The 26,006-nt window shown below is 71.4% G+C and carries 22 protein-coding genes; 5 read left to right on the top strand and 17 right to left on the bottom strand.

What is annotated here, in order from left to right; genetic code table 11:
* Nucleotides 1-33 precede the first annotated feature (33 nt).
* Nucleotides 34-1,638 (top strand): tryptophan halogenase family protein, encoded by a 1,605-nt coding sequence (locus tag AC1Q7O_RS23065; protein ID WP_492661156.1) that lies wholly within the window; start codon nt 34-36, stop codon nt 1,636-1,638.
* Here the strand turns inward: AC1Q7O_RS23065 and AC1Q7O_RS23060 are convergent.
* Nucleotides 1,626-2,645, bottom strand: coding sequence for a cupin-like domain-containing protein (locus AC1Q7O_RS23060; protein WP_492661155.1), 1,020 nt, complete (start codon nt 2,643-2,645; stop codon nt 1,626-1,628). The genes AC1Q7O_RS23065 and AC1Q7O_RS23060 overlap by 13 nt on opposite strands.
* A 19-nt stretch (nt 2,646-2,664) precedes the next feature.
* Nucleotides 2,665-3,615 (bottom strand): cupin-like domain-containing protein, encoded by a 951-nt coding sequence (locus tag AC1Q7O_RS23055; protein ID WP_492661154.1) that lies wholly within the window; start codon nt 3,613-3,615, stop codon nt 2,665-2,667.
* A gap of 495 nt (nt 3,616-4,110) precedes the next feature.
* Here AC1Q7O_RS23055 and AC1Q7O_RS23050 point away from each other — a divergent pair, with 495 nt between their 5' ends.
* Nucleotides 4,111-6,732 (top strand): TonB-dependent receptor, encoded by a 2,622-nt coding sequence (locus AC1Q7O_RS23050; RefSeq protein ID WP_492661153.1) that lies wholly within the window; start codon nt 4,111-4,113, stop codon nt 6,730-6,732.
* Between the two features lie 320 nt (nt 6,733-7,052).
* On the opposite strand, the gene AC1Q7O_RS23045 is transcribed toward AC1Q7O_RS23050, so the two are convergent.
* From AC1Q7O_RS23045 to AC1Q7O_RS23000, 10 genes are all read right to left on the bottom strand, one after another.
* Complete coding sequence (locus AC1Q7O_RS23045; RefSeq protein WP_492661152.1) at nt 7,053-7,763, bottom strand: DUF6445 family protein; 711 nt, start codon at nt 7,761-7,763, stop codon at nt 7,053-7,055.
* A 4-nt stretch (nt 7,764-7,767) separates the two neighbouring features.
* Nucleotides 7,768-8,835: an acyltransferase family protein gene (locus AC1Q7O_RS23040; protein ID WP_492661151.1), complete on the bottom strand. Its 1,068-nt coding sequence runs from the start codon at nt 8,833-8,835 to the stop codon at nt 7,768-7,770.
* 160 nt (nt 8,836-8,995) lie between these two features.
* Nucleotides 8,996-10,135, bottom strand: a complete 1,140-nt coding sequence (locus tag AC1Q7O_RS23035) for a glycoside hydrolase family 18 protein (RefSeq protein ID WP_492661150.1) — start codon at nt 10,133-10,135, stop codon at nt 8,996-8,998.
* On the bottom strand, nt 10,132-10,992 hold the full coding sequence (locus AC1Q7O_RS23030; RefSeq protein WP_492661149.1) for a glycoside hydrolase family 16 protein: 861 nt from the start codon (nt 10,990-10,992) through the stop codon (nt 10,132-10,134). Before AC1Q7O_RS23030 ends, AC1Q7O_RS23035 begins: the two co-directional genes overlap by 4 nt.
* Nucleotides 10,989-12,266, bottom strand: a complete 1,278-nt coding sequence (locus AC1Q7O_RS23025) for an MFS transporter (protein WP_492662751.1) — start codon at nt 12,264-12,266, stop codon at nt 10,989-10,991. The genes AC1Q7O_RS23030 and AC1Q7O_RS23025 overlap by 4 nt, the downstream gene beginning before the upstream one ends.
* Nucleotides 12,266-13,738, bottom strand: a complete 1,473-nt coding sequence (gene nagZ / locus AC1Q7O_RS23020; RefSeq protein WP_492661147.1) for a beta-N-acetylhexosaminidase — start codon at nt 13,736-13,738, stop codon at nt 12,266-12,268. Before nagZ ends, AC1Q7O_RS23025 begins: the two co-directional genes overlap by 1 nt.
* A gap of 8 nt (nt 13,739-13,746) precedes the next feature.
* A complete protein-coding gene (locus AC1Q7O_RS23015; RefSeq protein WP_492661146.1) occupies nt 13,747-14,781 on the bottom strand; it encodes an SIS domain-containing protein in 1,035 nt (344 codons plus the stop codon).
* Nucleotides 14,762-15,889, bottom strand: coding sequence for an N-acetylglucosamine-6-phosphate deacetylase (nagA, locus tag AC1Q7O_RS23010; RefSeq protein WP_492661145.1), 1,128 nt, complete (start codon nt 15,887-15,889; stop codon nt 14,762-14,764). The genes AC1Q7O_RS23015 and nagA overlap by 20 nt, the downstream gene beginning before the upstream one ends.
* 1 nt (nt 15,890) lies before the next feature.
* Nucleotides 15,891-16,619 (bottom strand): GntR family transcriptional regulator, encoded by a 729-nt coding sequence (locus AC1Q7O_RS23005; protein ID WP_492661144.1) that lies wholly within the window; start codon nt 16,617-16,619, stop codon nt 15,891-15,893.
* Entirely contained in the window at nt 16,616-17,497 is an 882-nt protein-coding gene (locus AC1Q7O_RS23000) for a glucosamine kinase nucleotide-binding domain-containing protein (RefSeq protein ID WP_492661143.1), read from the bottom strand. Before AC1Q7O_RS23000 ends, AC1Q7O_RS23005 begins: the two co-directional genes overlap by 4 nt.
* A 170-nt stretch (nt 17,498-17,667) precedes the next feature.
* Here AC1Q7O_RS23000 and AC1Q7O_RS22995 point away from each other — a divergent pair, with 170 nt between their 5' ends.
* Nucleotides 17,668-19,152, top strand: a complete 1,485-nt coding sequence (locus tag AC1Q7O_RS22995; protein WP_492661142.1) for an ATP-binding protein — start codon at nt 17,668-17,670, stop codon at nt 19,150-19,152.
* A 23-nt stretch (nt 19,153-19,175) separates the two neighbouring features.
* Here AC1Q7O_RS22995 and AC1Q7O_RS22990 read toward each other — a convergent pair whose 3' ends face one another.
* Both AC1Q7O_RS22990 and AC1Q7O_RS22985 read right to left on the bottom strand, forming a co-directional pair.
* Nucleotides 19,176-19,943 (bottom strand): TIGR03915 family putative DNA repair protein, encoded by a 768-nt coding sequence (locus tag AC1Q7O_RS22990; protein ID WP_492661141.1) that lies wholly within the window; start codon nt 19,941-19,943, stop codon nt 19,176-19,178.
* Nucleotides 19,943-21,193, bottom strand: a complete 1,251-nt coding sequence (locus tag AC1Q7O_RS22985; protein WP_492661140.1) for a putative DNA modification/repair radical SAM protein — start codon at nt 21,191-21,193, stop codon at nt 19,943-19,945. Before AC1Q7O_RS22985 ends, AC1Q7O_RS22990 begins: the two co-directional genes overlap by 1 nt.
* A 102-nt stretch (nt 21,194-21,295) precedes the next feature.
* Here AC1Q7O_RS22985 and lplT point away from each other — a divergent pair, with 102 nt between their 5' ends.
* Nucleotides 21,296-22,564: a lysophospholipid transporter LplT gene (lplT, locus tag AC1Q7O_RS22980; RefSeq protein WP_492661139.1), complete on the top strand. Its 1,269-nt coding sequence runs from the start codon at nt 21,296-21,298 to the stop codon at nt 22,562-22,564.
* A gap of 15 nt (nt 22,565-22,579) precedes the next feature.
* Here lplT and ptsP read toward each other — a convergent pair whose 3' ends face one another.
* Nucleotides 22,580-24,358: a phosphoenolpyruvate--protein phosphotransferase gene (ptsP, locus tag AC1Q7O_RS22975; protein WP_492661202.1), complete on the bottom strand. Its 1,779-nt coding sequence runs from the start codon at nt 24,356-24,358 to the stop codon at nt 22,580-22,582.
* A gap of 118 nt (nt 24,359-24,476) precedes the next feature.
* Between ptsP and AC1Q7O_RS22970 the strand changes: the two genes are divergently transcribed.
* A complete protein-coding gene (locus AC1Q7O_RS22970) occupies nt 24,477-25,280 on the top strand; it encodes a GNAT family N-acetyltransferase (protein ID WP_492661138.1) in 804 nt (267 codons plus the stop codon).
* 54 nt (nt 25,281-25,334) lie between these two features.
* On the opposite strand, the gene AC1Q7O_RS22965 is transcribed toward AC1Q7O_RS22970, so the two are convergent.
* Together AC1Q7O_RS22965 and AC1Q7O_RS22960 are read right to left on the bottom strand one after the other, a co-directional pair.
* A complete protein-coding gene (locus tag AC1Q7O_RS22965) occupies nt 25,335-25,604 on the bottom strand; it encodes an HPr family phosphocarrier protein (protein WP_394513386.1) in 270 nt (89 codons plus the stop codon).
* Entirely contained in the window at nt 25,601-25,999 is a 399-nt protein-coding gene (locus AC1Q7O_RS22960; RefSeq protein WP_492661137.1) for a PTS sugar transporter subunit IIA, read from the bottom strand. The genes AC1Q7O_RS22965 and AC1Q7O_RS22960 overlap by 4 nt, the downstream gene beginning before the upstream one ends.
* Between the last annotated feature and the right edge of the window lie 7 nt (nt 26,000-26,006).

The raw sequence follows: 26,006 nt of genomic DNA, 5'->3' as shown, positions 1-26,006 counted from the left end.
GAACACGTTCCCCTTTTCTGCTTTCATCGCTGCATGACCGACACCGCCACCGTCTTCAACCAGCATGTCGCCGCGCGCCCGGCGGGCGGCAGCACGGACAGGCCGCCGCCGGTGCGGCACATCTGCGTCGTCGGCGGCGGCACCGCGGGCTGGATGACGGCACTGATGCTGGCGACGTCGGCCTATGGCCCGCGGCTCAAGGTGACGGTGCTGGAGTCGCCGCAGGTGGGCATCATCGGCGTCGGCGAGGGCTCGACGCCGTGGCTGCGCGGGTTCTTCGACGGGTTGGGCATCGAGGAATCCGAATGGATGCCGGCCTGCAACGCCACCTACAAGAGCGGCATCACGTTCGAAGGCTGGTCCACGCGGCCGGGCTTCGAGCGCTACTTCCACCCGTTCGCGTCGATGCTGGACAACATGACCATGCATCAGTTCGTCGACAACGTGCATGCACGGCTGGACGGCGCCGACGTGCATGCGCACCCCGACCGCTTCTTCGTCGCCGCCGCACTGGCCCGCCAGGGCCGCGGGCCGCGGGCGAACCACAACTTCCCGTTCGACATCTGGTACGGGTATCACTTCGACGCGACGCTGCTGGGGCAGTTCCTCGGCCGCCAGGCCGTCGCACGCGGCGTCACGCACCTGCAGCGCCACGTCACCGAGGTGCAGCTGGATGAGCAAGGCAATATCGCCCGGCTTCGCCTCGACGACGGCGACACGCTGGCGGCCGACTTCTTCGTCGACTGCACCGGCTTCTCGTCGCTGCTGATCGGCCAGGCGCTGAAGACCCCGTTCATCTCCTACGCCGAGAACCTGTTCAACGATGCGGCCATCGCGATGCCGACGCCGCTGGACGGCCCCATCGAGTCGCAGACGACGGCCACCGCGCTGCGCCATGGCTGGGCGTGGAGGATCCCGCTGACGAACCGGCGTGGCAACGGCTACGTCTACAGCCGCGCGCATTGCTCGGCCGACGAAGCCGAGACGGAGTTGCGCCGCCACCTGGGCCTGCTGGACGCCGACGTGCCGGCCCGCCACCTGACGATGCGCGTGGGCCGCATGGCCAGACAGTGGAACCGCAACTGCGTGGCCGTGGGCCTGTCGCAGGGCTTCATCGAGCCGCTGGAGGCCACGGCACTGCTGTTCGTGCAGCGCACCGCCGCGGCGCTGGTGGAGGCGCTGGAGCAGGGCGACGTCGGCCCGGCCACGCAGGACCGGTTCAACGAGTTCATGCGCGCGCGCTTCGAGAACACGCGCGACTACATCGTGGCGCACTACAAGACCAACTCGCGCAACGACACCGACTACTGGCGCGCCAACGCCGAAAACATGCACCTGTCGGACTCGCTGCAGGGCGTGCTGATGACGTGGATGTCGCGCAAGCCGCTGGCCGCGGGGCTGAAGCAGGGCCGCTTCGGCCAGGGCTACCCCATCGTGTCCTGGTACGCGCTGCTGGCCGGCATGGGCCTGTTCCCGGACGACCTGCAGCCACCCACGCCGCATCAGGCGCGCCATCGGCTGGATGCGGTGGACGATTTCGTCGCGCGCAGCGCGCTGAACTTCCCCGACCACCGCGAGCTGCTGGCCAACATCCCGCCGCGCGTGGGCGACCGCACGCTGCAGCTCTACTTGTGGTGATCCGGCCGTAGCTGGCCGCCGATGTCACGGCGGATCTCGGCGTCGCGGGCCGCGTCCACGTCGCCGAACAAGTGGCGCTGCCCCTCGGGGATGTGCGCCAGGCCGTCGCCACGCGCGCCGAAAACGTAATGCCCGAACAGCGCCCGCCAGCCCTCGCGCTCGGCGTCGGGCAGGTGTCGCAGCGCCAGCATGGCCAGCCGCATCGCGGCCAGGTGCAGGTCGTCGGGCCGGCCCGGCGCGGCCTCGGGTCGCCACCAGTAGTTCACGAGGATGTTGAGGTGCGGCGCCAGCGCCTCGACCTGGTGGAACCACAGCGGCGGGATGTAGATCGCGTCGCCCGGCGCCAGCTCGGCGACGATGGCCTGCTGCAGCGCCTCGGCCACGAGCGGGAACTGGGCGGCGTCGGCGCGGTGCAGGTCGGGCACGACGGACATCGGCGCCGGTGTGGGCGCGTAGTCGGGCGGGCCCAGGTACAGCAGCGGCGCGCAGGCCGGCGGCAGCAACGTGAAGCGCCGCGTGCCGGCGGCGACGACGGCGAGGTTGTGCGAGTCGTCGAGGTGGGCCGGCACGGTCGCGCGATTGCCGATCCAGATGCGCGGCGCAGCGGACGCGTCCAGCAGCGGCAGCACGTTGGCGAGCTCCAGGCCCGGCAGCGCTTCCGACACCCGAGCGCTCTGCGCGGCCAGCGCCGGCGGCTCGGGGAAATGGCTGTAGCGCCACAGCTGCTCGAACAGCGCCGCGTAAGGCCGCTTGTCGCGCGTGAAGTTGAAGCCGTCCAGCGCGGGCTTGTACGTGAAGGCCCGCGTGGCGTTGGGCCGGGCCAGCACGGCGTCCACGGGCTGGCCACCGTCAAAGGTCATCAGGTACTGCAGGCAGGGCGCCAGGCCCGCCCGGCCCTGCGCCACCAGCGGCCAGTCGCCCGCCACGCCGCGCAGCACGACGGGCTCGTAGGCCGGCACCACGTCGCGCTCGAAGCGTTCGCGCGTGATGCCGTGGAGTTCCTTCATCGCCCGCATGCCGCGCCCCTCACTGGCGGCGCGCCAGCGCGCCCTGCCAGGCCGCGGGCACATGCGCGCCGGGGTCCTGCTCGCGCTGCACCACGTAGTGGCCGAACATCGCGGCCCAGGCGTCGCGCTGCGCCGGCGGCAGCGCGTTCAGCACCTGCACGGCCTGCATGAACGTGGCGGCCGGGCTGGGCAGACGCCGGTCGCCTTCCACGGGCCACCAGTAGTTGACGAGCAGGTTGACCTTCTCCAGCGCCTCCACCTGGTGGAACCACAGCGGCGGGAGGTAGAGCGCGTCACCGGGCGCCATCTCCACCACGCGCGCCGCCGCCAGCGCGTCGCGCCAGCGCGGGTAGCGCGCGAAGTCCGGCGCCTTGGGGTGCACCACCGAGATCGGCGCGCCGGACGGCGTGTGCTCCAGCGGCCCGATGTAGAGGTTGCCGACCTGCTCCGGCGCGAACAGCGTGAAGCGGCGCCGGCCGGCCACGACGCAGGCCAGGTTGTACGGGTGGTCGTGGTGCACAGGCACCGTCAGCGCATTGCCCAGCCAGAAGTTGGGCACCACGCCGGGCAGCGCCGGCAGCGGGTTCTCGTCCAGAAAGCCGGGGATGACGTCGCTGACCTTGGCGCACTGCGCGGCAATGGCCGGCGCGCCGTCCAGCGGCAGGTAGGCCGCCAGGTTGGCCATGAACTCGGCCAGCGTCATGCGCGCCTTGACGAAGGCGAAGTCGGTCAAGTCGTCGTTGTAGCCCATGACGCCCTGCGCCGCGGCGCGCGTCTTGGTGGCGAACACCGGCACGCCGCGATCGAGGCCGGCCAGGTAGTCGCAGATGCCCAGCGGCGCCGCGCGGCCGGCACGCACCGCCGGCCAGTCGCGCACGAGGCCTGGCAGCAGCACCGGCTCGGCGCACTGCTCCAGGCGCTGCCGCAGCGTCGGCAGGTCGGCCACCGGCCAGGTGGCGACGGGCGTCATGCGGGCCGGCCGGCGGCGTGGCGCGGGCCTGGGAGGCAAGGGGTCATCGGGGCGTTCATGGGGTGAGCCGCCATTGTCCCGGCGGCCGGCCGGCCCGGCCACGGCCAAAACCCTGGAAAGCCATACCAAAAACAGTCCACCTTCACGATGGGCAAAAACTGATAGCGCAACCCCGGTTCGGCGGTGCCGATTTTCGTCGCCAGCGCACAACATGGGTGCGCTCGAACAACTCAACCACTTAGATACCAGTTTGCGTGCCGGCGCCTGGATCTTCGTGAGAAGGCCGAACTTTTGGCATCCCCCTCCCATGAGCCACCCGGGTAACTACCATGTCTTAATTGGTAGCAAAGTGGATTTGTCACTCCATATAGTGGTCTCGCACTGGTCGCATCTCGCTCAGACGAGAGCCCCGCTGCAACCGGACTCATGGTGGTACTCGACCCAGCGGTCGGCGCCGCCGCCACCCGCCCTCTGACCACAACAAGGAACCAGTTCATGAAGGTCAAGCTGACCCCCATCGCGACCGCCGTGTCGCTGACGCTGCTGAGCAGCGCGCTCGCCGTGCAGGCGCAGGAGGCCGCACCGGCGGCGTCCACGCAACTCGAACAAGTCGTCGTCACCGGCATCCGCGCCTCGCTGCAGAGCGCCGCCACGATCAAGAAGAACGCCTCCGCCGTCGTCGACGCCGTGTCGGCCGAGGACGTGGGCAAGCTGCCCGACTCCGACGTGGGCCAGGCGCTGGGCCGCATCCCCGGCGTGTCCGTGGGCCGCGCGTTCGGCCAGGGCGCCTCGGTGTCCATCCGCGGCTCCGACCCGCAGATGACCTACACCACGCTGAACGGCCAGACCGTCGCGTCCACCGGCTGGTACGACCAGATGGACATCGACCGCTCGTTCAACTACTCGCTGCTGCCGGCCGAGCTGATCGGCGGCATGGAGGTCTACAAGTCCTCGCAGGCCAACCTGACCGAAGGCGGCATCGGCGGCACGGTCATCGTCAAGACCCGCAAGCCACTGGACCTGGACCCGAACACGGTGTTCCTGAGCACGCGCTACAGCCGCAGCACCATCAGCGACCCGGAGAAGGAAGTCTCCGGCCTCTACAGCTGGCGCACGGCCGACCGCCGCTTCGGCGCGCTCATCGCCGGCGGCATCTCCAAGGGCAACTACATCCGCAACGGCGTGGAGGCCGACAGCCGCTGGAACAGCGACGTCGCGCCCACCGCCTTCGTGCAGGACCGCAAGCGCACCGCCATCAACGTGGCGCTGCAGGCGCGCCCGGTGGACGGCCTGGAGCTGGGCCTGAACGTGCTGAAGATGAAGCTGGACGCCGACGCGTCCAACTCCAGCGACTACCTGATGCACGACGCGAACTGCGACAAGCGCAGCAGCATCGACATGTGCCTGCACAGCACGACGACGGCCGCCAAGCCGCTGCCGCACAAGTTCTTCCAGGTCTGGGCCCGCGGTGCCAGCATGGACTCCAACAGCGTCGTCGCCGACGCGCACTACAAGATCGACAACGCCAAGTTCGACCTGGTGCTGGGCAACACCAAGGCCAAGGGTGGCACGTCGCTGACGACCAACTACCAGACGGACGCCTTCGACGGCGCCCCCGGCCCGTTCACCCGCCCGAACTGGCAGGGCACCATCGACGCCACCGGCCACCAGATCAGCATCAACCCGACGTCCAACCAGTCGTGGGGCCTGAGCGCGCTGCCGGCGCAGCTGGCACCGCAGAGCTGGGCCACGTCGGCCGGCCCGAACAAGGACAAGGAGAAGTTCGGCCAGCTGGATGCGACCTTCAACGTGGACTGGGGCGTCATCAGCGCCGTCAAGGCCGGCGTGCGCCTGGCCGACCACTCCTTCGAGAAGCGCAGCTTCCGCCCGATCTGGGCCAGCACCCTCGCGGCAGCGCCCACCAGCTCGCTGTTCAGCGGCTCGGTGGACGTGGCGAGCTGGTCCATCCCGCGCGCGGACGTGAGCGCGATGCTGAACAACACGCGCAAGAGCATCACCGCCTGGACGGAAGACCGCTCCGGCTACGGCGAGCTCAACGAGAAGAACCGCTCGGCCTACGGCATGTTCGAGTTCGACACCGAGGGCCTGCGCGGCAACTTCGGCCTGCGCTACGTCTCGACGACCGTCAAGGGCCTGGGCTACGCGGTCGACAAGACCGGCACCTCGCCCAAGGACGGCTATGACAGCAACGTCGGCTTCGCCAAGACGCTGTCCAGCGTCAGCACGACCTACAACGACGTGCTGCCCAGCCTGAACGTCGCGTTCGACCTGCGCAAGGACCTGGTGCTGCGCGCCACGGCCTCGCAGGCCATCACGCGGCCCAACTTCGCGAACATGTTCCCGATCACGCTGTCGGGCTTCAACGACGACCGGTCCAACAACGAGACCTGGACCTTCGGCGATGTGGGCCTCAAGCCCATGAAGTCCAGCCAGGCCGACATCGGCGTGGAGTACTACTACGGCAAGGGCAACCTCGTGTCGGCGACGTACTTCCTGAAGGACATCTCCAACTTCGTGACGGCGCTGATCACGCCCGACCAGCAGATGGGCCTGGTGGACCCCGTCACCAAGAAGGACAACTGGACGGTGCAGCGCTACGTGAACGCCGGCGGCGCCACCATCCGCGGCATCGAGCTGCAGGTCAACCACGGCTTCAGCAACGGCTTCGGCGTCAGCGGCAACTACACCTTCACCGAAGGCAAGGCGCCGGCCAGCAGCTACCTGGACGCGCTGGGCGTGTTCACGCAGGCCTCCAAGCACAACGTCAACCTGGTCGGCTACTACGAGGACGCCAGCTACACCGCCCGCCTGGCCTACAACTGGCGCTCCAAGTACATGATCCGCGAAGGCGCCTTCTGGTACGGCAACCGCATGCACGACGCGTTCGGCTCGCTGGACGCCTCCTTCGGCTGGAACATCAACAAGTCGCTCCGGCTGAGCCTGGACATCGTCAACCTGCTGAAGGACGACGACGTGCAGTACGGCGCCGCGGCGGCCAGCAACACGGCCATCAAGACGCCGCTGCGCGCCGGCTTCCCGGCCTGGTCCTTCCAGGGCGAGACGACCTACAAGCTGGGCCTGACCGCCAAGTTCTGATCCCTGACCGCTTGTCTCCTTCAAGCCCGGCAGCCGCCGGGCTTTTTTTCGTGGCAGGTCGGCGGCTGACCACAGGGCGACGTCACGAATTCCGCCTGGTTGGGGATGCGCTGGGGCGCACAGGCGCGCAATTGCTCCGTGTCCCCCGGCCCGCTACGCGGGCCTCCTCCTTTACCTGCGCAATTGCGCGCCTGTGCGCCCCAGCGACGCCACCACGGCTTGTCTCGACGAAGGAGGGACGCAACGCAGCAGGAGGCTGACCTTCCGGGCATCAACGGGCAATGCACGAGAAGCCTGCTCTTGCCCCGCGCCGCAACGGCTCAGAAGTCGTAGAAGGTATTGACCGTCAGCCGGCCCTGGCGCGGGTCGCTGGCCAGCCCGGTGGCCGGGTGGACGATGGCCGAGTGCAGCAGGCTGCCGCGGTAGAGGGCCAGCCGGTTGAAGCGCGCGGGCAGCATGCCCAGCAGCTCGAAGCGGTCATCCGAGTCGCCGAAGTAGCGCGGCGGCGGCGCGCGGCCGTCCACCTCGGCGTAGACCCGCTCGCCATAGGCGTCGCGGTTGTCGGCCGTGATCTGCTGCAGGCCGCTGGCGCGGTGGCGGTAGAACGCCGTGCCCCCGTGCCGCTCGTCGCACAGGTACAGCAGCACGGCCATGTAGTGCGGCGTGCTGGCATCGAAATGCGGCACGCGCTGCAAAGGGCCCAGGTCGTGCGGCGCCACCGTCGTCAGCGAGAACGCGCAGGGCGTCTTTTTCAGCGGCAGCGCCTCGGGCACGCCGAAGTTGACGCGGATCAGCGGGTCCATCAGCGCCGTCAGGCTCTCGGTGTACGCCCGCGGCGCCGGCGCGCGCACGCCGGGGTAGCCGCGGCGCTCATCCGCGCCCGGGCAGGGCCGGAACGCAGCCTGGCAGGCGGCGTCGACGAGCGCCTGCGGGTCTTCGAGGAAGTCGTCGATGAAGACGACCTGGTGCTCGCCCACCTGCACGGACCGGATGTCCGGCGGCATGCGGACGGCGAAGGGATCGCCCGCCATGGCCTCAGATCTTCCAGTACCAGCCGCGCCGGTCCAGCACCCAGACGACGGCGGCCCAGACGGCCACGAAGGCCAGCGCGAACGACAGCGACTGCGCCTCGGGCCCCAGCCGCGCGCCCACCGGCGCGAACACGCCGCGGTACAGCGGGTCCATCCAGCCCGTGGCCGCCAGCAGCACGGTGCACATCCAGGCGCCGGCGTAGGCGCCGATGGCGTTCAGCCCGAAAGCGCGGCCCCAGGGGCGGTGGCCCAGGCGGTCCATCCAGCCATGCGCGGCAGCCAGCGCGATGGCGGCCAGGCCGCCGGTCCACAGCACGAAGGACGGCGTCCACAGCGGCTTGTTCCACGGCAGCCAGGTCGACCACCACCAGCCCACCGCGGCCGCCGCCACGCCGGTCAGCAGCAGCGCGCGCGGCTGCCCGCGCCGCAGCAGCCCGCCGCACAGCAGCCCGAACACCGTCGTCGCCAGCGCGCCCAACGTGGACAGCACGCCCTCGGGGTCGAACGCGACGCCGGTCTGCGGGTTCCATTCGTAGGCGAAGCGGCCCAGCACGGCCGTGTCCACGCGCTGCGCGAGGCTGCCCGCCTTCTCCAGCGGGCCGCCCCACTGCAGCAGCGCGCCGTAGCCGGCCAGCAACGCCACCAGCAGCAGCCATTGCCCGCGCTGGCGCAGCTGGATGGCCACCAGGCCCACGGCGATGAAGCACAGGCCGATGCGCTGCAGCACGCCCAGCACGCGGAACTCGGGCTTGTGCATCAGCCACCAGGCCAGCAGGTGCAGCAGGAGGCCCAGCGCGACGATGCGCAGCCCGCGCTGCACGACGCCGGCTCGCAGCCGCGCCATGTCGGCACCGGCGTCCACGCGCGGCCCCAGCGCCAGCGCGGTGGACACGCCGACGATGAACAGGAAGAACGGGAAGATCAGGTCGGTGGGCGTGCAGCCGTGCCAGGCCGAGTGCTCCAGCGGCCCGTACACATGGCCCCAGTCGCCCGGGTTGTTGACCAGCAGCATGGCCGCGACAGCCAGGCCGCGCAGCGCGTCGACCGAGGCGATGCGACGAGCAGAGTTCATCGAAGACCCTTCAACAGGATGTATTCCGGGCCGAGCGCCGGGCCGCCCCAAGCCGGCCCGCCTGAGGCCGCTGACGGCTCAATGCCGTCGGTGGCCTCGCCCCCTTGGGGGACCGACCAGGTTTGCCCGCGTTCAGCGCGGCAAGACTGGGCGAGGGGCATCACCTCGTCATCAGATTCATCGCGTCCAGCAGCCGGCCGTCATCCTGCGTCAGCTCCCACGCGAACACGCCGGCCAGGCCGGCCCGCTTCGCGAACGCGACCTTGGCGCGCACGGCGCGCGGGTCGTCGTAGCCGACGAATCGGCCGTTGCCCACCATGGCCCAGGACTGCGTGGCCTTGTCGAACCGCGGCTTCATGCCCTGCGCCTTCAGCGCGTCGATGTCCTTGAACGCGACGGACCCGTCGGCGTTGGGCCAGGGCTTGTCGTAGCTGCCGTCGGCCTTCACGCCATCGAAGCCGCGGCCGTACATCGCCACGCCGGCCACCATCTTGGCGGCGGGCACGCCCGCGGCCTTCAGGCCGGCCACCTGCGCCTCCAGGCTGGCATCGCCACCCGGCCGGGCGCTGCGCAGCGCGGCATGGTTGCCGGCGTGCTTGGTCCACGGGCCGGTGAAGTCGTAGGTCATCATGAAGACGAGGTCCAGCGACGCCGCCGCGCGGCCCATGGGCATGCGCGCCAGCTGCTCACGGGACGAGTTGATGGCCACCGTCAGCGCATAGCGCCGGCCGGTGTCACGGCCCAGCGCGTCCAGGCCCGTGCGCAGGTCCTGCAGCAGAGCCACGAAGTGTTCGCCGTCGGCCGGGCTGCCCAGCTGCACGCCGTTGGACGCGCCGTTGTTGCCGGGGTGCTCCCAATCGATGTCCAGCCCGTCGAAGCCGGGGTGGGCGCGCAGCCAGTCGGTCGCGTGCTTCACGAAGGCCGCGCGGCCTTCGCGGCTCGCGGCGAGATGGAAGAACGGGTCCGACCCGCCCCAGCCGCCCACCGAGGCCAGCACCTGCACCGCCGGGTCGCGTTGCTTCAGGCGCTGGAAGGCGGCGGAGAACGTGTCCTGATCGGCATGCGGCGCGATGCTGAAGCCGGGCTTGCCGGCGCAGGCGGAGGCCTCCTCCTGGCGCTGGCCTTCGCCGCAGATCAGCAGGAAGGCATACAGGATGTGCGACACGCGGCCGGGCTTCAACTGCTCGACGACGCCCACGCCGCGCTCGGCCAGGATGTAGGTGCCGACGACGGGCTGGGGCTGTGCCTGCGCGGTGACCGCAGCAGCCAGCGTCAGCGCGGCGATCAGGATCTTCTTCATAGGTTGCACTCGCTCGTCAGGCCCGCATCGGGCACGGTGTCCTGGCGCGCGACGCCCTGCTTGCGCAGTTGCTCGGCACGCGCCTGCATGGCGTCGGGCTCGACGGTCTTGCCGGCCTGGTGCAGCACCCAGTCGACGTCGAACTCGTAGTCGCGCACCGCGCCGGGCACGGCACCGGCCGAGATCCAGTGGTTGAAGCTGATGGCCATGGGCTTGGCCGGCACGTTGCGGCCGGTGTGTTCGCCAAGCAGCCGGCCGTTGACGTAGTGGCGCGTGCGCGTGGCCTCCACCTGCACCGTCAGCAGCTGCCAGCCGTCGTGCGAGCCGGGCACGATGGAGGCCTGGTTGAACGACTGCCAGGGGTCCACGCGCACGGTCTGCCAGCTGACGCCGTACAGCCGCGTGTCCGGGCTGCCCCAGCCGCCGTGCGGCAGGTACTCGAAGTCGACCTCGCTGAAGTCGGGGTCGTAGTCGTGGCGCAGCGGGCCGGCCAGGTAGAAGGCCTGCACGATGGGGTCGCGCGAGCCGGCCGTGTCGCGCAGGCGCACGCGCGCCGTCGTCGTGCCGATCAGGAACTTGCGCGCCGCGCACAGCTGCGACAGCGTCGTGTTGGCCGGCGTGCCGTCGGTCGTCAGCTTGAGCCTGAGCAGGCCGGCGTCCAGCGCGAGCTGAGCCGGCGAGAAGCGCGAGCCCGGCAGGCCCGGGTGGCCCGTGCCGTCGCGCAGCACCCAGCCGCTGGCGCGCAGCGCGTCGAGGTCCTTCTGCGCGAAGTCGTCGAAGAACTCGCCGCCCGTCGACGTGGCGAACGCCGGCGCGGCGGCCAGCAGCAGCCCGGTGACCCAGACACCGGACTTCATGCCGGCACCGCCTCGCCGGGCGCCTTGTCGCCACGCGGCATGGGCACCCACAGCAGCAGCAGCAGCGGCAGCACGCCGCAGGCGATGGTCCACGCGAAGAAGTGCTCGTAGCCAACGCTGACCTGGATGTCGCCGCTGATGAACTTGGCGAAGATGAAGCCCAGCTGCATGACGCCCGAGCCCAGCGCGTAGTGGGCCGTCTGGTAACGGCCCGGGGCCACGGCCTGCATGATGTACAGGATCATGCCGACGAAGCCGAAGCCGTAGCCCAGCATCTCGATGCCGACGGCGGCGCCGATGTGGATCATGTCCTGCGGCAGCGCGCTGGCGAGGTAGTAGAACGTCGCGTTGGGCACCATCATCGCGACGAGCAGCAGCGGCATCGCGCGCTTCAGGCCCAGCGCGCTGGTCAGGTAGCCGCCCAGCACCGAGCCGACGAGGAAGGCGCCCGTGCCCACCCAGCCGTACACATCGGCCACCTGACCCGTCGTCAGGCCCAGGCCACCCTTGTCGCGGGCTTCGAGCAGGAACAGCGGGCCGATGGTCTGCACCTGGCCCTCGGCAAGGCGGAACAGGATGATGAACAGCACGGCCAGCCAGATGCCGGGCTTGCTGAAGAAGTCGCTGACGACATCCTTCAGCATCGTCGTGACGCCCGCGGCCGTCAGGTCGCTGTGCTCGGTGCTCAGCGTGCCGGGCAGGAACTTGGCGTTGTAGGTGGCCAGCACGGTCACCAGCACGCACAGCATCAGGAATACGCTGGACCACGCGTTGAACGCGCCGACCTGGCCTTCCAGGTAGCCCGCCAGCTTCAGCACCACACCCGTGATGAAGAAGCGCGCGCCGTTGAAGAAGGCGCCCTGCCAGCCCGCGTAGCTGGCCTGGCGCTTGCTGTCCAGCGACGCCATGTAGAGCCCGTCGCAGGCGATGTCGTGCGTGGCCGACGCGTAGGCGATCAGGAACAGCACGATGATGGCCGCGCCGAACCAGTGCGGCAGGTGCAGCGCCAGCGCCATCAGGCCCAGGCCGGCGGCGCCCACGTACTGCGCGGCGACGACGATGAGCTTCTTGCTGCGCAGCAGTTCCAGGAACGGGCTCCACAGCGGCTTGATGGCCCAGGCCAGGCCCAGCACCGCCGTCCAGCGCGCGATCTGGTCGTTGGCCACACCCAGGTTCTTGAACATCAGCCCGGCGATGAGCATGACGACGAAGAACTGCATGCCCTGCACGAAGTACAGGGTCGGGATCCACCTCATCGGTGTCTTGGCGTCCATCACTGCAGCCCCTGCGGCGCGTGGCCGGTGGCCTGCGTGCGACCTTCCAGCCACGCCTTGAGCGCGGCCAGCGCGCCCGGTGCGAAGCCCCAGCTCAGCACCGTAGGGCCGGCGACGTCCAGCGCCTGGTAGGGGTTCCACAGCGACAGATGCAGGTCGGGCCGCCACTCGGCAGCCGTGAGGCCGTAGCGCGCGCGGCGCGTGGACACCAGCACGTTGACGCGGCCGTCCTGCGGCACGCGGCGCCAGTCCAGCTGCGCGATGTCGTCCACCATCTGCACCTGGGCATCGGTGAAGGCGTCGAACAGCGCGACGGCCTGGCGGCCCGTGGGGCCGGCCTCGGAGACCATGTCGGTGGGCACGTCGCCCTGCACGATGACGCGGATGGGCGCGGACAGCGCCGGCGGCCTGGCGCCGCGCAGCGCGGTCAGGCCGGCGGCCCAGGCCTCGGCCATCAGCGCATGGTCGGACGCTCGCGCGGCGGCATCGCCCACCACGCGGGCGGGGTAGGCCGCGGCCAGCTTGTCCAGCCGCGCGTTGGCGACCTCGCCCTGCTGCGCCGTCAGCCGGCCGCTGGCGAAGGCGTCGCGCAGCGCGTTGATGGCGACCAGCTGCTCGGCCAGCGAGCCCTGGGCCAGCACCATGTCGGCGCCGGCCTCGATGGCCATCACGGCGCTCTTGGCGTAGCCGAAGCGCTCGGCCACGGCCTTCATCATCAGCGCGTCGGTGATGACGACGCCATCGTAGCCCCAGTCCTGGCGCAGGATGCCGCCGATCAGCGCCGGCGACAGCGTGGCCGGGCGGTCGGGGTCGATCTGCGGGTAGACGATGTGGGCCGTCATCATGGCCGGGGCCTGGCCGGCCAGCGCCTTGAACGGCGCCAGCTCCAGCGCGTTCAGCTCGGCGCGGCTCTTGTCGACGGTGGGCAGCGCGTGGTGCGAGTCCACATGCGTGTCGCCATGGCCGGGGAAGTGCTTCACGCAGCAGGCCACGCCGGCCGACAGCGAGCCGCGCATCCACGCGGCGGCCAGGCGGCTGACCTCCACCGGGTCGTTGGAGAAGCTGCGCTCGCCGATGACCGGGTTGGACGGGTTGTTGTTGACGTCCAGCACCGGCGCGAAGTTCCAGTTGATGCCCAGCGACTTCAGCCCGCGCGCGACGGCCGCGCCCACGGCCTCGGCCCGCGCGGCGTCACCGCTGGCGCCCAGCGCCATGGCCGACGGCGGCTGCGGCAGGAACGTGGCGCGCACGACGGCGCCGCCTTCCTGGTCGATACCGATGAGCGCCTCGGGGCCCAGCACGGCGATGAGGTCGCCCACCAGCGCCCTCACCTCGTCCTCGGTGCCGAGGTTCTTGCGGAACAGGCAGACCGAGCGGATCTTCTGCTCGCGCAGGAAGGCGGCGGTCTCGGCGTCGAGGCTCTGGCCCGGGATGTCGACCATCACGAGGCGGCCGGGATCGAAGTTGCTCATGGCAGTCCTCAGTGAGTCTTGGTGACCTTGGCCAGGTTGGGCGGCACGTCCGGGTTGAAGCCGCGGGCCCGCGCCAGCGCCTCCACCATGGGATAGAAGCTCTGCACGAGCGCGATGGGGTCGAGGTCCTCGCTGCCGGTGGTCACCAGCGGCAGCAGCTGCACACCGGCCGGGCACGGCGTGCCGATGGGCGCGGCCAGCAGCACGCGGCCGCCGCGCGAGCTCATCTCCTCGGCAATGGCCAGCAGGCCAGCCTGCGCTGGGCCGCGCGGCGCGAACACCAGCAGCGGGTAGCCGTCGCGCACCAGCGCCATCGGGCCGTGCTTGACCTCGGCGCCCGAGAACGCCTCGGCCTGGATGCCGCAGGTTTCCTTCAGCTTCAGCGCCGCTTCCATCGCGACGGCGAGGCCCGTGCCGCGGCCCAGCACGAACAGGCGCTCCTCGTTCTGCAGTGCCGGCAGCGCGGCGCTCCAGTCGAGCTTGCTCGCCTGCTCCAGCGCGATGGGCAGCACGTTCAGCGCGGCGCGCAGGGAATCGTCCTGCTGCCAGGCCGCCACGACGCGCGCACCGGCCACCAGCTGCGCGATATAGCTCTTGGTGGCGGCCACGCTCTTCTCGGGGCCGGCGTGCAGCTCGAACACATGCTCGGCCGCAGCCGCGAGCGGCGAGCCGCTGGCGTTGACGAAGGCCACCGTGCGCGCACCGCCGGCGCGGAAGAACTGCGTCGGCGCGACCAGGTCGGGGCTCTGGCCCGACTGCGAGAACGCCAGCGACAGCAGGCCCTCGCAGTGGATGCGGCTCTGGTACAGCGTGATCAGCGACATGGGCAGCGACGTGACCAGCCGGCCCAGCCGCGCCATCACCAGGTAGGCCAGGTAGTGGGCCGCGTGGTCGGAGCTGCCGCGCGCGATGGTCAGCACGCTGGTCGGCGGCACCTCCTGCAGGGCCTGGCCCAGGCGGGCATAACTCAGCGGGTCGGCAGCCAGCTGGCGGGCCACCACGTCCGGCGCACTCAGCGCCTCCTCAAGCATCAGCGACGACATCGATTTCCTCACCTTCCACAAACACGCGCCGCAGCTCAAGCCCGGCATCCATCACGACCACATCCGCCCACGCGCCGGTGGCCAGGCGGCCTCGGTCCGCGAGGCCCAGGTAATCCGCCGCCGCGGTCGACACGCGCCGCACGGCGTCGGGCAGCCGCAGGTCCAGCTTGTGCACGAGGTTGCGCAGCGCCTGGTCCATCGTCAGCGCGCTGCCGGCCAGCGTGCCGTCGGGCAGGCGCACGCCGCCCAGGCACTTCTGCACCATGTGCTCGCCCAGGCGGTACTCGCCATCGGGCATGCCGGCTGCGGCCGTCGAGTCGGTCACGCAGAACAGGTGGGGGATGCAGCGCAGCGCGGCGCGAATGGCGCCGGGGTGCACGTGCAGCAGGTCGGGGATGAGCTCGGCATGCTGGCCGTGGGCCAGCGCCGCGCCCACCATGCCGGGCTCGCGGTGATGCAGGCCCGTCATGGCGTTGAAGAGGTGGGTGAAGCCCGACGCGCCGGCGTTCAGCGCCGCGACGCCGTCGTCGTAGCTGCCGTTGCTGTGGCCGATCTGCACGCGGATGCCGGCGTCGCGCAGCGGGCCGATCAGCGCCAGGTGGCCTGCCATCTCGGGCGCAAGCGTCAGCACCTTGATGGGCGCAAGCGCGTTCAGACGCAGCACCTCGTCCAGCGTGGCCGGAATGGCGTAGGCGGGCTGCGCACCCAGCCGGCCGGGGCTGATGTAGGGGCCTTCCAGGTGCACGCCCAGCACACGGGCCGACTGCGCGCCGCGCTCGCGGCACACCGGGCCCAGCGCGCGCAGCGCCGCCTCGATGTCGGCCAGCGGCGCCGTCATCGTCGTCGCCAGCAGGCCGGTCGTGCCATGCCGCACATGGCGGCGCGCGATGGCATCGATCGCGTCACCGCCCTCCATCGTGTCGCGGCCGCCGCCGCCGTGCACATGGATGTCGATGAAGCCGGGCAGCAGCACGGGCCGGCCGCGCTCGCCCGCCCGCGTCGCCGCGATGGGCGTGCCGTGCACGGCCTGGATGCGGCCGTTCGCGAAGTCCAGGTGGCCGGCGATCACGCCCTGAGGCGTGACGATGTCGCCTTCGAGTCGTGTCACGTCAATCCCTGCGCATCTCGGCCACGAAGTCGTAGTAGTCGCTGCGGCAGTAGGAATGGGTGAGTTCGACAGCCTGCCCGGAGGCCAGGTAGCCCACCCGGGTGATGAACAGCACCGCGGCGCCCAGCGGCACCTCCAGCAGGCCGGCCAGCTTGGCGTCGGCGTTCAGCGCGCGGATGTGCTGCAGCGCACGCACCGGCGCGCGGTCGCCGAGGTGGGTGTACAGCGACGCCTCGACCTTCTGCGGATCGGGCAGCACGCTCTGCGGCAGCACGCTCACCTCGTAGGCCATGACGACCGAGTCCGCCAGCCGCAGCCGCTCCAGCCGCGCGACGCGCTCGCCGCTCTTCAGTTCCAGCGACAGCTGCTCGTCCGGCGCCGCCGGCGTGAAGCCGCGCAGCAGCCAGCGCGAGCCCGGCACGAAACCGCGCTGGTGCAGCTCTTCGGAGAAGCTGGTCAGGCGCGTCAGCGGCTGCTCCAGCTTGGGCGCGATGTAGTTGCCCGAGCCGCGCTTGCGGATGATCAGCCCCTGCTCCACCAGCCGGTCGATGGCCTTGCGCGCGGTCACGCGCGACAGCTCCAGCTGCTCGGCCAGCACGCGCTCGCTGGGCAGCGCCTCGTCGGCGTGGAACACGCCGTCGCGGATGGCCGTCGCCAGGCTCTGCGCCAGCTGCATGTAGAGAGGCGACGCCGCGTTCGGGTCGGCCTTGAAGTCGAAAACTGCGCTCATGCGGTGGTGGTTCTTTGTTGTTGAATCAGCCAGAGCGCGCCGGCAACGGCATCGCCCTGGGGTTCGACACGGCGGGACTGCAAGGCCGCGCTGAAGCGTGGCGCCAGGCGCAACGCGATGCTGCCGGCCAGCGCCAGCGGCAGGGTGGGATGCAGGGACAGTGCCAGCTCGTCCAGCGCGCGGGCGCCAGCATCGAGGAGGGCCGCCGCGGCGGGGTCGCTGGCGTCGTTGTCGAACACCAGGCGCGCCAGCGCCGCGTAGCCGCCCTGCCCGGCCTGGGCGCAATAGGCCAGCAGGTCTTCGCGGGTGGGGCCGGTCACCGAGTAAACGCTGTCGGCCAGCGTGCCGCGCGGCGCGCGGTCGTCGTAGGCGGCCTGCGCCACCTTCATGGCCTGCTGGCCCAGCCAGGCGCCGCTGCCTTCGTCGCCGATCTGCCAGCCCCAGCCGCCGGTCATGCGGTGCGAGCCGTCTTCCAGCAGTGCCTCGGCCACCGAGCCGGTGCCTGAGATCAGCAGCCCGCCCGGCCGGCCGCCATGCGCGCCCAGCAGGCCGGCAAAACCGTCGGTGACCAGCGCCAGCCGCGCCACACCCGGATCGGCCGCCACGAAACCCTGCAGCTGCGCCGGCACGCCGGTGCCCGACAAACCCAGCCCGAGCGCACAATCCCTCAGTTGCAGATCCGGCACGCCGGCACGCTCGATGGCCTCGGCGATATGCCGCCAGGCCTGTTCCACGCCCTGGTTCAGCGCCGACGCGCCGGACTCGCCACGGCCCAGCACCCTGCCGTCGGCATCCGCCACCAGCGCACGCGTGCTGGTACCGCCACCGTCGATGCCGACCCACCAGCGTGCGGGCCGACCGGAGTCGCGGGAAGTCACAAGAGAGGGATCGAGGGCAAGCGGCATGGTCGACGGGAATCAGTCGATACCACTCTAATACCAACGACCAGGGTCGTCAATTGGTTTTAAACTGGTCTGCGGCCACTCAAGTAGGCTACGGACCGGCCCCAGGACGGGTTTGGCAAGCTCTCGGATGAACAAGAATACCAGTGAGAAACCAACCAGACGCCGCCGCCGTGTTCACGCTACAACCCGCCGCCAGCGACGCGCTGGCCGACCTGCTGGGCCGCATTGCCCGCGTCGCGCACCGCCACCCCGCGCTGGCCGACCGGCTGCTGGAGCGCCTGAGCGCCCAGTCGTTCGCGGCGGGCGACACCGCTGTCGGCGCCGACGCGCTTTACGCCCGCTTCGGCCTGCTGGAGCCGCGCGGCCGCGCGCTGGAGCTGCTGCCGGCGCTGGAGCAGGCCGGCGCGCTGGCCGCGGCGGGGCACTTCCCCGTGCAGGCCGCGCGCGTCTGCGAGGCGCTGGGCCGCATCGCCTATCAGCAGGGCGAGTACCAGCTCGCCAGCGAGCAATGGTCGCGGGCGCTGGACCTCGCCGAGGTCAGCGGCCACCTGCAGACGGGCGTCGCCGCGCGCATCGGCCTGGGCCAGATCCACTACGCGCAGGCCGACTGGGCCCGCGGCCTGCGCCAGATGCGCGACGCGGCCGAACACCTCGCGGGCACCGATGACAGCTACCTCGCCGCCAAGCTGGCGCTGAACATCGGCGTCGGCAGCTTCGAGACCGGCGACCTGCCGGCAGCCGAGCGCCACTTCAGCCACGGCCTGGCCGCGGCGCGGCGTGGCCAGCACCGCGTGTTCGAGGCCGAAGCGCACTGGCACCTCGCCCGCGCCGCGCTGGCCCGCCAGCGCATGGACTGGGCCGTGGCCGACTGCCGCCTGGCGCTGGACATCGCCGCGCGCCAGGGCTACCCCTGGCTGGAGGCGGCCGCCAGCCGCACCTGGACCGAGATCGCGCTGGCCCGTGGCGACAACGCCGCCGCCGTGCGCTCCACGCGCCACGGCCTGCAGCTCGCGCAGCGCATCCAGGCCCGCGCGCAAGCCCGCCAGGCCCACCTGCAACTGGCCGAGCTGCTGCAGGCCGAGGGCGACGCGCCCGGCGCGCTGGACCACCTCTGGCAACACCTGGCCCTGCAGTCCGAGATCGAGCGGCTGAGCCTGCCCGCGCGCACCACGCTCGCGGCGCCGCCCGCCGAGGAAGCCGGCGCGCCGGTCACGCCCGAGGAGCTGCTGCTGCACCTGTGCGGCCAGCGCCAGCGCCTGGCCACGCTGCCGCCCACGGAGGCGCTCGCCGAGCTGAAGGCGGCGAGCACGCGCATCCTGGGCCTGGCCAGCGTCATCCGCTGGCCGCTGGGCCCGGGCGGCCTCACCCCGGATGCCCAACCGCGCTACCTGGACCTGCTGACCCGCCACGGCGCCCCGCTGGCGCTGCCAGACGCCGCGCTGCACCCCTGCCACGCCGAACTGGCCGGCCTGGCCGGCGCCGCCGAGGCGCGCATCGAGGTGCCGCTGTACGACGGCGCCCAGCTGGCCGGCGCGCTGTGGCTGGTGGACGCCCGCGCCACACGGGCCTGGACGCGGCAGGAGCTGCTGATCGCGAGCCAGCTGGCGCTGCTCTTCGAAAAAGGCTGACGAGCCCCTCGCCCCGCCGTGCGTCACACTCCGCGCATGCGCCCCTCGCGCCGCGGCGCGTCCTTGATCAGCTCGCTGATGAGCTGCGTCTCCGGCATCTGCGCCCAGTAGCGCACCGGCATCTCCTTCTTCATCGCCGCCACCTTGACGCGGGCGGGGTTGAAGATGCTGCGGTAGTAGGTCAGCCACAGCGCCTCGCCGGCGTCTTCGGGCGGCGCGTCCTCGCGGCTGGCGGGGCCGGCACCGGTGAGGCGCTGGCCGTCCCAGTGCAGGCAGCCCAGCGGCGTCAGGATGGCCCAGGCGTGCTGCGCGAAGCGGTCCACGAAGAACGGCGCCGCCGCGCGCAGCACGTGGTGCACCGGCTCGAACCAGGCCACATGCCGCCGGCCGCCCGGCGCCTGCGCGTCGGCCACCTCGCGAAAGCGCACGAAGGCATGCATCTTGTGGATCTCGCGGCCCACCTGGCGGGCCATGGACTGCAGCCGGCGACGGTCGGCGTCCAGCACGTCGGCCCACAGCCCGGGCTCGCGCTGCAGCCGGCGCGCAAAGGCCAGCAGGCGCGCGTAGCGGTCGTCGTCGGCATGCATGGCCACCGCCCGGCCCAGTGCGTCCCAACCGGCGGGTGCGCGCCACGCGGCGGCCTCACCGGCTTCCGTCGCCGCCGCCTCGCCGAACAGGCCGGCCTGGGCGCCGACGTCATGCGTCCAGCCGGCACCGTCACCCGCTAGCAGCGCGGGCAGCTGCGCGGCAAAACCATCCCAGTCCGCCGGGTAGCGCAGCGGCAGCTTCATCAGAACAGCGCCACCTGCTGCGGCGCCGCCGCGGGCCGCGCCAGGGCCTGCACGTCGGCGGGGCGGGGGCGATGGTCCACCGCGACGACGAAGGGCAGCGCCTTGCGCGCCAGCGGGCCCAGCGCCAGCAGGTCGGCACGGCGCAGCCGGCGGTGCTGGCGGGCGGCCAGCAGCTTGTCCACCGAGCCCACGCCCAGGCCCGGCACGCGCAGCAGCTGCTCGCGCGGCGCCTGGTCCACGTCCAGCGGGAACTGCGCCGGATGGGCCAGCGCCCAGGCCAGCTTTGGATCGTGCTGCAGCGACAGGAAGCCGGCGTCGGTGACGATCTCGTCGGCCCGGAAACCGTAGAAGCGCAGCAGCCAGTCGGCCTGGTAGAGCCGGTGCTCTCGCAGCAGCGGCGCCGCCTGCGCCGGCAGCGCGCGGCTGGCGTGCGGGATGGGGCTGTAGGCCGAGTAGTAGACGCGCCGCAGGCCCTGGCCCGTGTAGAGCCGGCTGGACAGCTGCAGCACGGTGCGGTCGTCGGAGGCGTCGGCGCCGACGATGAGCTGCGTGCTCTGCCCGGCCGGGGCGAAACGCGGCGGCGGCGCGGTGCGCGCGGCCGCGCCGGGCAGCGCGCGGACTGCCTGGGCCTCGCGCTTCGCCTCGCGTGCGGCCTGCAGCCGCAGGTGGATGCGCGACATCGTGCGCTCGATGCCCGCGGCGTCCTTCTCCGGCGCCAGGTGTTGCAGGCTCTGCGCGCTGGGCAGCTCGACGTTGATGGACAGCCGGTCCGCGTAGCGGCCCGCGCGCTCCACCAGCTCGGGCGACGCGTCGGGAATGGTCTTCAGGTGCAGATAGCCCTTGAAATGCTCCTCCTCGCGCAGCCGGCGGGCCACCTCGATGACCTGCTCCATCGTGTAGTCGGGCGTGCGGATGATGCCGCTGGACAGGAACAGCCCCTCGATGACGTTGCGCCGGTAGAACGACAGCGTCAGCTGCACCACCTCGTCGATGCTGAAGCGCGCGCGCTTCACGTCGCTGCTCTTGCGGTTGATGCAGTACAGGCAGTCGTAGACGCACCAGTTGGTCAGCAGCACCTTCAGCAGCGACACGCAGCGACCGTCCGGCGTGTAGGCGTGGCAGATGCCGTTGCTGGTGGAGCCCAGGCTCTGGCCGTCGCGCGAGTGGCGCTTCTCGGTGCCGCTGCTGGCGCAGGAGGCGTCGTATTTGGCGGCGTCCGCCAGGATGGCGAGCTTGTCCTGAACTTCCATGCGGATACTGTAATTGCATACAGCACCAAGACCGCACATCGTCACGCCGCCGTCACGGCTTTTCATCGTCGATTCACGCGCCGCCACCACAGTGCGGCGCCAGTGCACGCCACGACCTCCAGCGCCGCCGCGCCCTGCCGCCCCCCCGCGCTGCCGCGTGGCTTCGGCCTCGTCATCGGCGCGCAGTTCGCGTCGGCGCTGGCCGACAACGCGCTGCTCATCGTCGCCATCGCGCTGCTGCTCGAGCAGGGCTTCGCGCCCTGGTGGGCGCCACTGCTGAAGGTGGGCTTCATGGCCGCCTACGTCGTGCTGGCGCCCTGGGTGGGGCCGCTGGCCGACGCCTTCGCCAAGGGCCGCGTGATGGCGGCGATGAACCTCGTCAAGATCGCCGGCCTGGCGCTGATGGTGCTGGGCCTGCACCCGGTGGCCGCGCTGGCCGTCGTCGGGCTGGGCGCAGCGGCCTACGCGCCGGCCAAGTACGGCCTCATCACCGAGCTGGCCGCGCCCGAGGCGCTGGTGAAGGCCAATGGCTGGATAGAGATCAGCGTCGTGTCCGCCGCGCTGCTGGGCGCGGTGCTGGGCGGCCTGCTGGTGAGCCCGCTGTGGCTGGGCTCGCCGCTGGCCTTCTTCTGCGACGGCTGGGACCTGCCGGCCGACAAACTGACCGGCTCGCTGGCGGCGCTGCTGCTGATCTACGCGGCCAGCAGCGCGCTGAACGCCGGCATCCCCGACAGCGGCCGGCGCCAGCGCAGCGCGTCGCACGGCGCCGCGACGCTGGTGCGCGAGTTCCGCGCCGCCAACCGCATGCTGTGGCGCGACCGCGAGGGCGGGCTGTCGCTGGCCGCGACGACGCTGTTCTGGGGCGTGGGCGCCACGCTGCAGTTCGCCGTGCTGCGCTGGGCCGGCGAGGCACTGGCGCTGCCGCTGAGCCAGGCGGCCTATCTGCAGGCGGCGGTGGCGGTGGGCGTCATCGCCGGCGCCGGCGCGGCCGGCCGCTGGCTGGCTCTGCACCAGGCGCGGCACGGGCTGTGGGCCGGCGTGGCGCTGGGGCTGCTGATGCCGGTGGTCGCGCAGGTGCACGACCTCGCGCTGGCCGCCGCCGTGCTGTGCCTGGTGGGCGCCGTGGGCGGCGCGATGGTGGTGCCGCTGAACGCGCTGCTGCAGCACCGCGGCGCCACGCTGCTGAGCGCGGGGCGCTCCATCGCCGTGCAGGGCTTCAACGAGAACCTCAGCGTGCTGGCGATGCTGGCCGTCTACGCCGGCTGCGAGGCGGCGGGGGTGGCGATCGGCGTGACGCTGAGCGGGCTGGGCGTGCTGGTGGCGGTGGCCATCCTGGCGCTGATCGGCGTGGACCGGCGCTCGCGCGCCTGAGGCGCGCAGCGCGCGTCAGTGCACCGCCGCGCTGCCGCTGCGCGCGGCGGCGAGTTCCTTCTCGGCCGCCGCCCGCGGGTCCTCGCTGTCGAGCAGGCGCGGCAGCGCCAGCGCCAGGCGCTGCGCGTCCGAGCGCAGCACGCGCTGCTTCACGGCCGGGATCTGGGACGGGTGCATGGAGAAGCTGCGCAGCCCCATGGCCAGCAGCAGCTCGGTGAAGTCGGGGTCGCCGGCCATCTCGCCGCAGACGCTGACGCCCTTGCCCGCCGCGCGGGCCTGCGCGATGGACTGCGAGATCAGCTGCAGCACGGCCGGGTGCCAGGGGTCGTAGAGGTGGGCCACGGCCTCGTCGGCGCGGTCGATGGCCAGCGTGTACTGGATCAGGTCGTTGGTGCCGATGGAGACGAAGTCCACGTGGCGCAGCAGCAGCGGCAGCATGACGGCGGCGGCGGGGATCTCGATCATGACGCCCAGCTCCACGCGCGTGTACGCGTGGCCGGCATCGGTCAGCTGCTGCTGCACCTTGCGCAGGGTCTCGATGATCTGCCGCACCTCGGCCAGGTGGGCCACCATCGGGATCAGCAGCCGCACCTTGCCGAAGGCGCTGGCCCGGTAGATGGCGCGCAGCTGCTGGCGGAACATGCTGGGCTCGGCCAGGCTCCAGCGGATGGCGCGCAGGCCCATGGCCGGGTTCAGCACATGCTCGTGGCGCAGTTCGGAAACGCTGAGCCGGTCCAGCGGCTTGTCGGCGCCGATGTCGACGGTGCGTATCGTCACCGGCATGCCCTTCATCGCCTCGACGGCGGCCTTGTAGGCGATGAACTGCTCCTCCTCGCTGGGCAGCTCGCCGTCGCGGTTCATGAACAGGAACTCGCTGCGGAACAGGCCCACGCCGGTGGCACCGGCGCCGACGGCAGCCTCGGCGTCGGCCGGCATCTCGATGTTGGCGTGCAGCTCGATGTGCTCGCCGTCCAGCGTGACGGCCGGCGTGTGGCGCAGCCGCGCCAGGCGGGCGCGCTCCAGCTCGCTCTGGCGCTGGCGGAAGCGGTACTCCTCCAGCACGATGGGCGACGGGTTGACGATGACGGTGCCGGCATCGCCGTCGATGATGACCCAGTCGTCCTGCATGATGAGGCGCGACGCCTCGCGGGTGCCGACCACCGCCGGGATGTCCATGCTGCGGGCGACGATGGCCGTGTGCGAGGTCTTGCCGCCGATGTCGGTGATAAAGCCGCGGAACACGCTGCGCTTGAACTGGATCATGTCGGCCGGCGAGATGTCGGCGGCCACCAGCAGCAGCGGGTCCTCGCCGCCGAAGTCGCGCGCCGTGACGGGCACGGCGCCGCCGCCCTCCTCGTGCGTCAGCGCCCCCAGCACGCGCTCGACGACCTGCTCCAGGTCGGCCTTGCGCTCGCGCAGGTAGTCGTCCTCCATCTCGTCGAACTGGCGCGCCAGCACTTCCAGCTGGGCGGACAGCGCCCACTCGGCGTTGTAGTGGCGCTCGACGATCCACTGGCTGGCACTGCCGGTCAGTGCCTCGTCGTGCAGCAGCATCAGGTGCACGTCCAGCAACGCGGCCAGTTCGTGCGGCGCGTCGTCTGGCAGTTCGTCCTTCAGCGTCTCCAGCTCGCGCGCAACGGCGTCGCGGCCGCGCAGCAGGCGTGCGATCTCGGCCTGGATCTGGTCCGGCGCAACGAAATAGTGCGCGACGTCGACACGGCTGGACGCCACCAGCACCGCGCGGCCGATGGCCACGCCACGCGAGACCGCAATGCCGAACACCTGGAAACTCATCAGCAGCGCCCTTTCGCAGATCGAGCGGCCAATGTAGCCGCTCACGCCGGCGCCGGGCGTCATGGTTTTTTCATAGGACCTTCACCGCTGCGTCAAGCCGGCCGCCCAGCATGGCGGCATGAACCGCAGCCAAATCGTCACGCATGCGCTGATGCATGCCCCCGCTCTGCCGCGTGCCGAGCGCGCCACGGCCACCCGCCTCACGGTGAGCTGGGCCGCCAGCGAGTCCGAGGTCCGCGAGGCGCAGGCCCTGCGCTACCAGGTCTTCGCCGTCGAGATGGGCGCCCGCCTGCCGACGCCCCGCCACGCGCCGGCCGGGCTGGACGTGGACCTGTTCGACGCCTACTGCGAGCACCTGCTGGTGCGCGCGGCCGGCGAGGACGGTGACCCCGGCCCCGTCGTCGGCACCTACCGCGTGCTAACGCCGGCCGCGGCCAAGCGCGCCGGCGGCCTGTACAGCGACACCGAATTCGACCTGACCCGGCTGCGCAACCTGCGCTCACGCGTCGCCGAGATCGGCCGCTCCTGCGTGCATGCCGACCACCGCAGCGGCGGCGCCATCATTGCGCTGTGGGGCGCGCTGGCCGAGTTCATGGCCCGCAACGGGCTGGACACCGTCATCGGCTGCGCCAGCGTCAGCATGCGCGACGGCGGCCATTTCGCGGCCAGCCTGTGGAAGCAGATCGCCGCGACGCACCTCGCGCCCATCGACTGCCAGGTGCGCCCGCGCCTGCCGCTGCCCATCGCCCACCTGCGCCAGGACCTCGTGGTGGAGCCGCCGGCGCTGATCCGCGGCTACCTGCGCTGCGGCGCCAAGCTGATGGGCGAGCCGGCCTGGGACCCCGACTTCAACACCGCCGACCTGCCGCTGCTGCTGCGCACGGCGGACCTGCCGGCGCGCTTCAAGCGAATCGGCTTCTAAGCCAGTTGGGGACAGAGCGACTCGCTGCGCTCGATCGGTCTGTCCCGCAAGGTCTTATTGACCTTCGCCGAACTTGTCGTTGACGAGCGCGGTGATCGCGTCCTGCGCGGCCTGCTCGTCCTCGCCGTCGGTCTCCAGCTCCACCGTGGCGCCCAGCCCGGCGGCCAGCATCATGACGCCCATGATGCTCTTGGCGTTCACGCGCCGGCCGTTGCGGCTCATGAAGACGTCGCACTTGAAACTGCCGGCCAGCTTGGTCAGCTTGGCCGAGGCGCGCGCGTGGAGACCCAGCTTGTTGCTGATGGTGAGGGTGGAGGTGATCATTCGTCGGGGGGCAAGGGGGGCGTGGCGACGATGCCGGTGACCGCGCCCTGCACGGCCCGGCGGGCCAGCTCGGTCAAGGGCTTCTGGCTGGCGTAGCACAGCGTGCGCCACAGCATGGGCACGCTGACGCCGGTGAGCACCTGCACCCGCTCGCCCGCCAGGCGCTGGGCGCCGTTGCAGGGCGTGGCGCCGAAGACGTCGGTCAGCACCAGCCATTCGGGCTGGCCGGCCTGGGCCATCAGCGCACGGGCGGCCGTTTCGACATCCTCGGCGCACTGGCCGGGATGCACGTCCAGCACCGTCAACGTCGGCGCGCAGTCGGGAAAGGTGTGCTCGGCCACCTGCCGCAGCGCGGAGGCCAGCGGCGCGTGGGCGATCACGAGCAGGTTGGGCATGGGGCGC

The sequence above is a fragment of the Roseateles sp. GW823-FHT07B05 genome (assembly GCF_058794515.1).
This window is presented reverse-complemented; position numbering and strand designations above follow the sequence as displayed.

Excerpts from the sequence above, each read along its gene's own strand:
- AC1Q7O_RS22970 (WP_492661138.1), top strand. The coding sequence starts at position 24,477 with ATGAACCGCAGCCAAATCGTCACGCATGCGCTGATGCATGCCCCCGCT.
- AC1Q7O_RS23065 (WP_492661156.1), top strand. The coding sequence starts at position 34 with ATGACCGACACCGCCACCGTCTTCAACCAGCATGTCGCCGCGCGCCCG.
- AC1Q7O_RS23005 (WP_492661144.1), bottom strand. The coding sequence starts at position 16,619 with ATGAGCGCAGTTTTCGACTTCAAGGCCGACCCGAACGCGGCGTCGCCT.
- AC1Q7O_RS22985 (WP_492661140.1), bottom strand. The coding sequence starts at position 21,193 with ATGGAAGTTCAGGACAAGCTCGCCATCCTGGCGGACGCCGCCAAATAC.
- AC1Q7O_RS22965 (WP_394513386.1), bottom strand. The coding sequence starts at position 25,604 with ATGATCACCTCCACCCTCACCATCAGCAACAAGCTGGGTCTCCACGCG.
- AC1Q7O_RS22960 (WP_492661137.1), bottom strand. The coding sequence starts at position 25,999 with ATGCCCAACCTGCTCGTGATCGCCCACGCGCCGCTGGCCTCCGCGCTG.
- AC1Q7O_RS23060 (WP_492661155.1), bottom strand. The coding sequence starts at position 2,645 with ATGAAGGAACTCCACGGCATCACGCGCGAACGCTTCGAGCGCGACGTG.
- AC1Q7O_RS22990 (WP_492661141.1), bottom strand. The coding sequence starts at position 19,943 with ATGAAGCTGCCGCTGCGCTACCCGGCGGACTGGGATGGTTTTGCCGCG.
- AC1Q7O_RS23055 (WP_492661154.1), bottom strand. The coding sequence starts at position 3,615 with ATGACGCCCGTCGCCACCTGGCCGGTGGCCGACCTGCCGACGCTGCGG.
- AC1Q7O_RS23045 (WP_492661152.1), bottom strand. The coding sequence starts at position 7,763 with ATGGCGGGCGATCCCTTCGCCGTCCGCATGCCGCCGGACATCCGGTCC.
- AC1Q7O_RS23015 (WP_492661146.1), bottom strand. The coding sequence starts at position 14,781 with ATGTCGTCGCTGATGCTTGAGGAGGCGCTGAGTGCGCCGGACGTGGTG.
- ptsP (WP_492661202.1), bottom strand. The coding sequence starts at position 24,358 with ATGAGTTTCCAGGTGTTCGGCATTGCGGTCTCGCGTGGCGTGGCCATC.
- AC1Q7O_RS23050 (WP_492661153.1), top strand. The coding sequence starts at position 4,111 with ATGAAGGTCAAGCTGACCCCCATCGCGACCGCCGTGTCGCTGACGCTG.
- AC1Q7O_RS23030 (WP_492661149.1), bottom strand. The coding sequence starts at position 10,992 with ATGAAGTCCGGTGTCTGGGTCACCGGGCTGCTGCTGGCCGCCGCGCCG.
- AC1Q7O_RS23025 (WP_492662751.1), bottom strand. The coding sequence starts at position 12,266 with ATGGACGCCAAGACACCGATGAGGTGGATCCCGACCCTGTACTTCGTG.
- AC1Q7O_RS23035 (WP_492661150.1), bottom strand. The coding sequence starts at position 10,135 with ATGAAGAAGATCCTGATCGCCGCGCTGACGCTGGCTGCTGCGGTCACC.
- AC1Q7O_RS23040 (WP_492661151.1), bottom strand. The coding sequence starts at position 8,835 with ATGAACTCTGCTCGTCGCATCGCCTCGGTCGACGCGCTGCGCGGCCTG.
- nagZ (WP_492661147.1), bottom strand. The coding sequence starts at position 13,738 with ATGAGCAACTTCGATCCCGGCCGCCTCGTGATGGTCGACATCCCGGGC.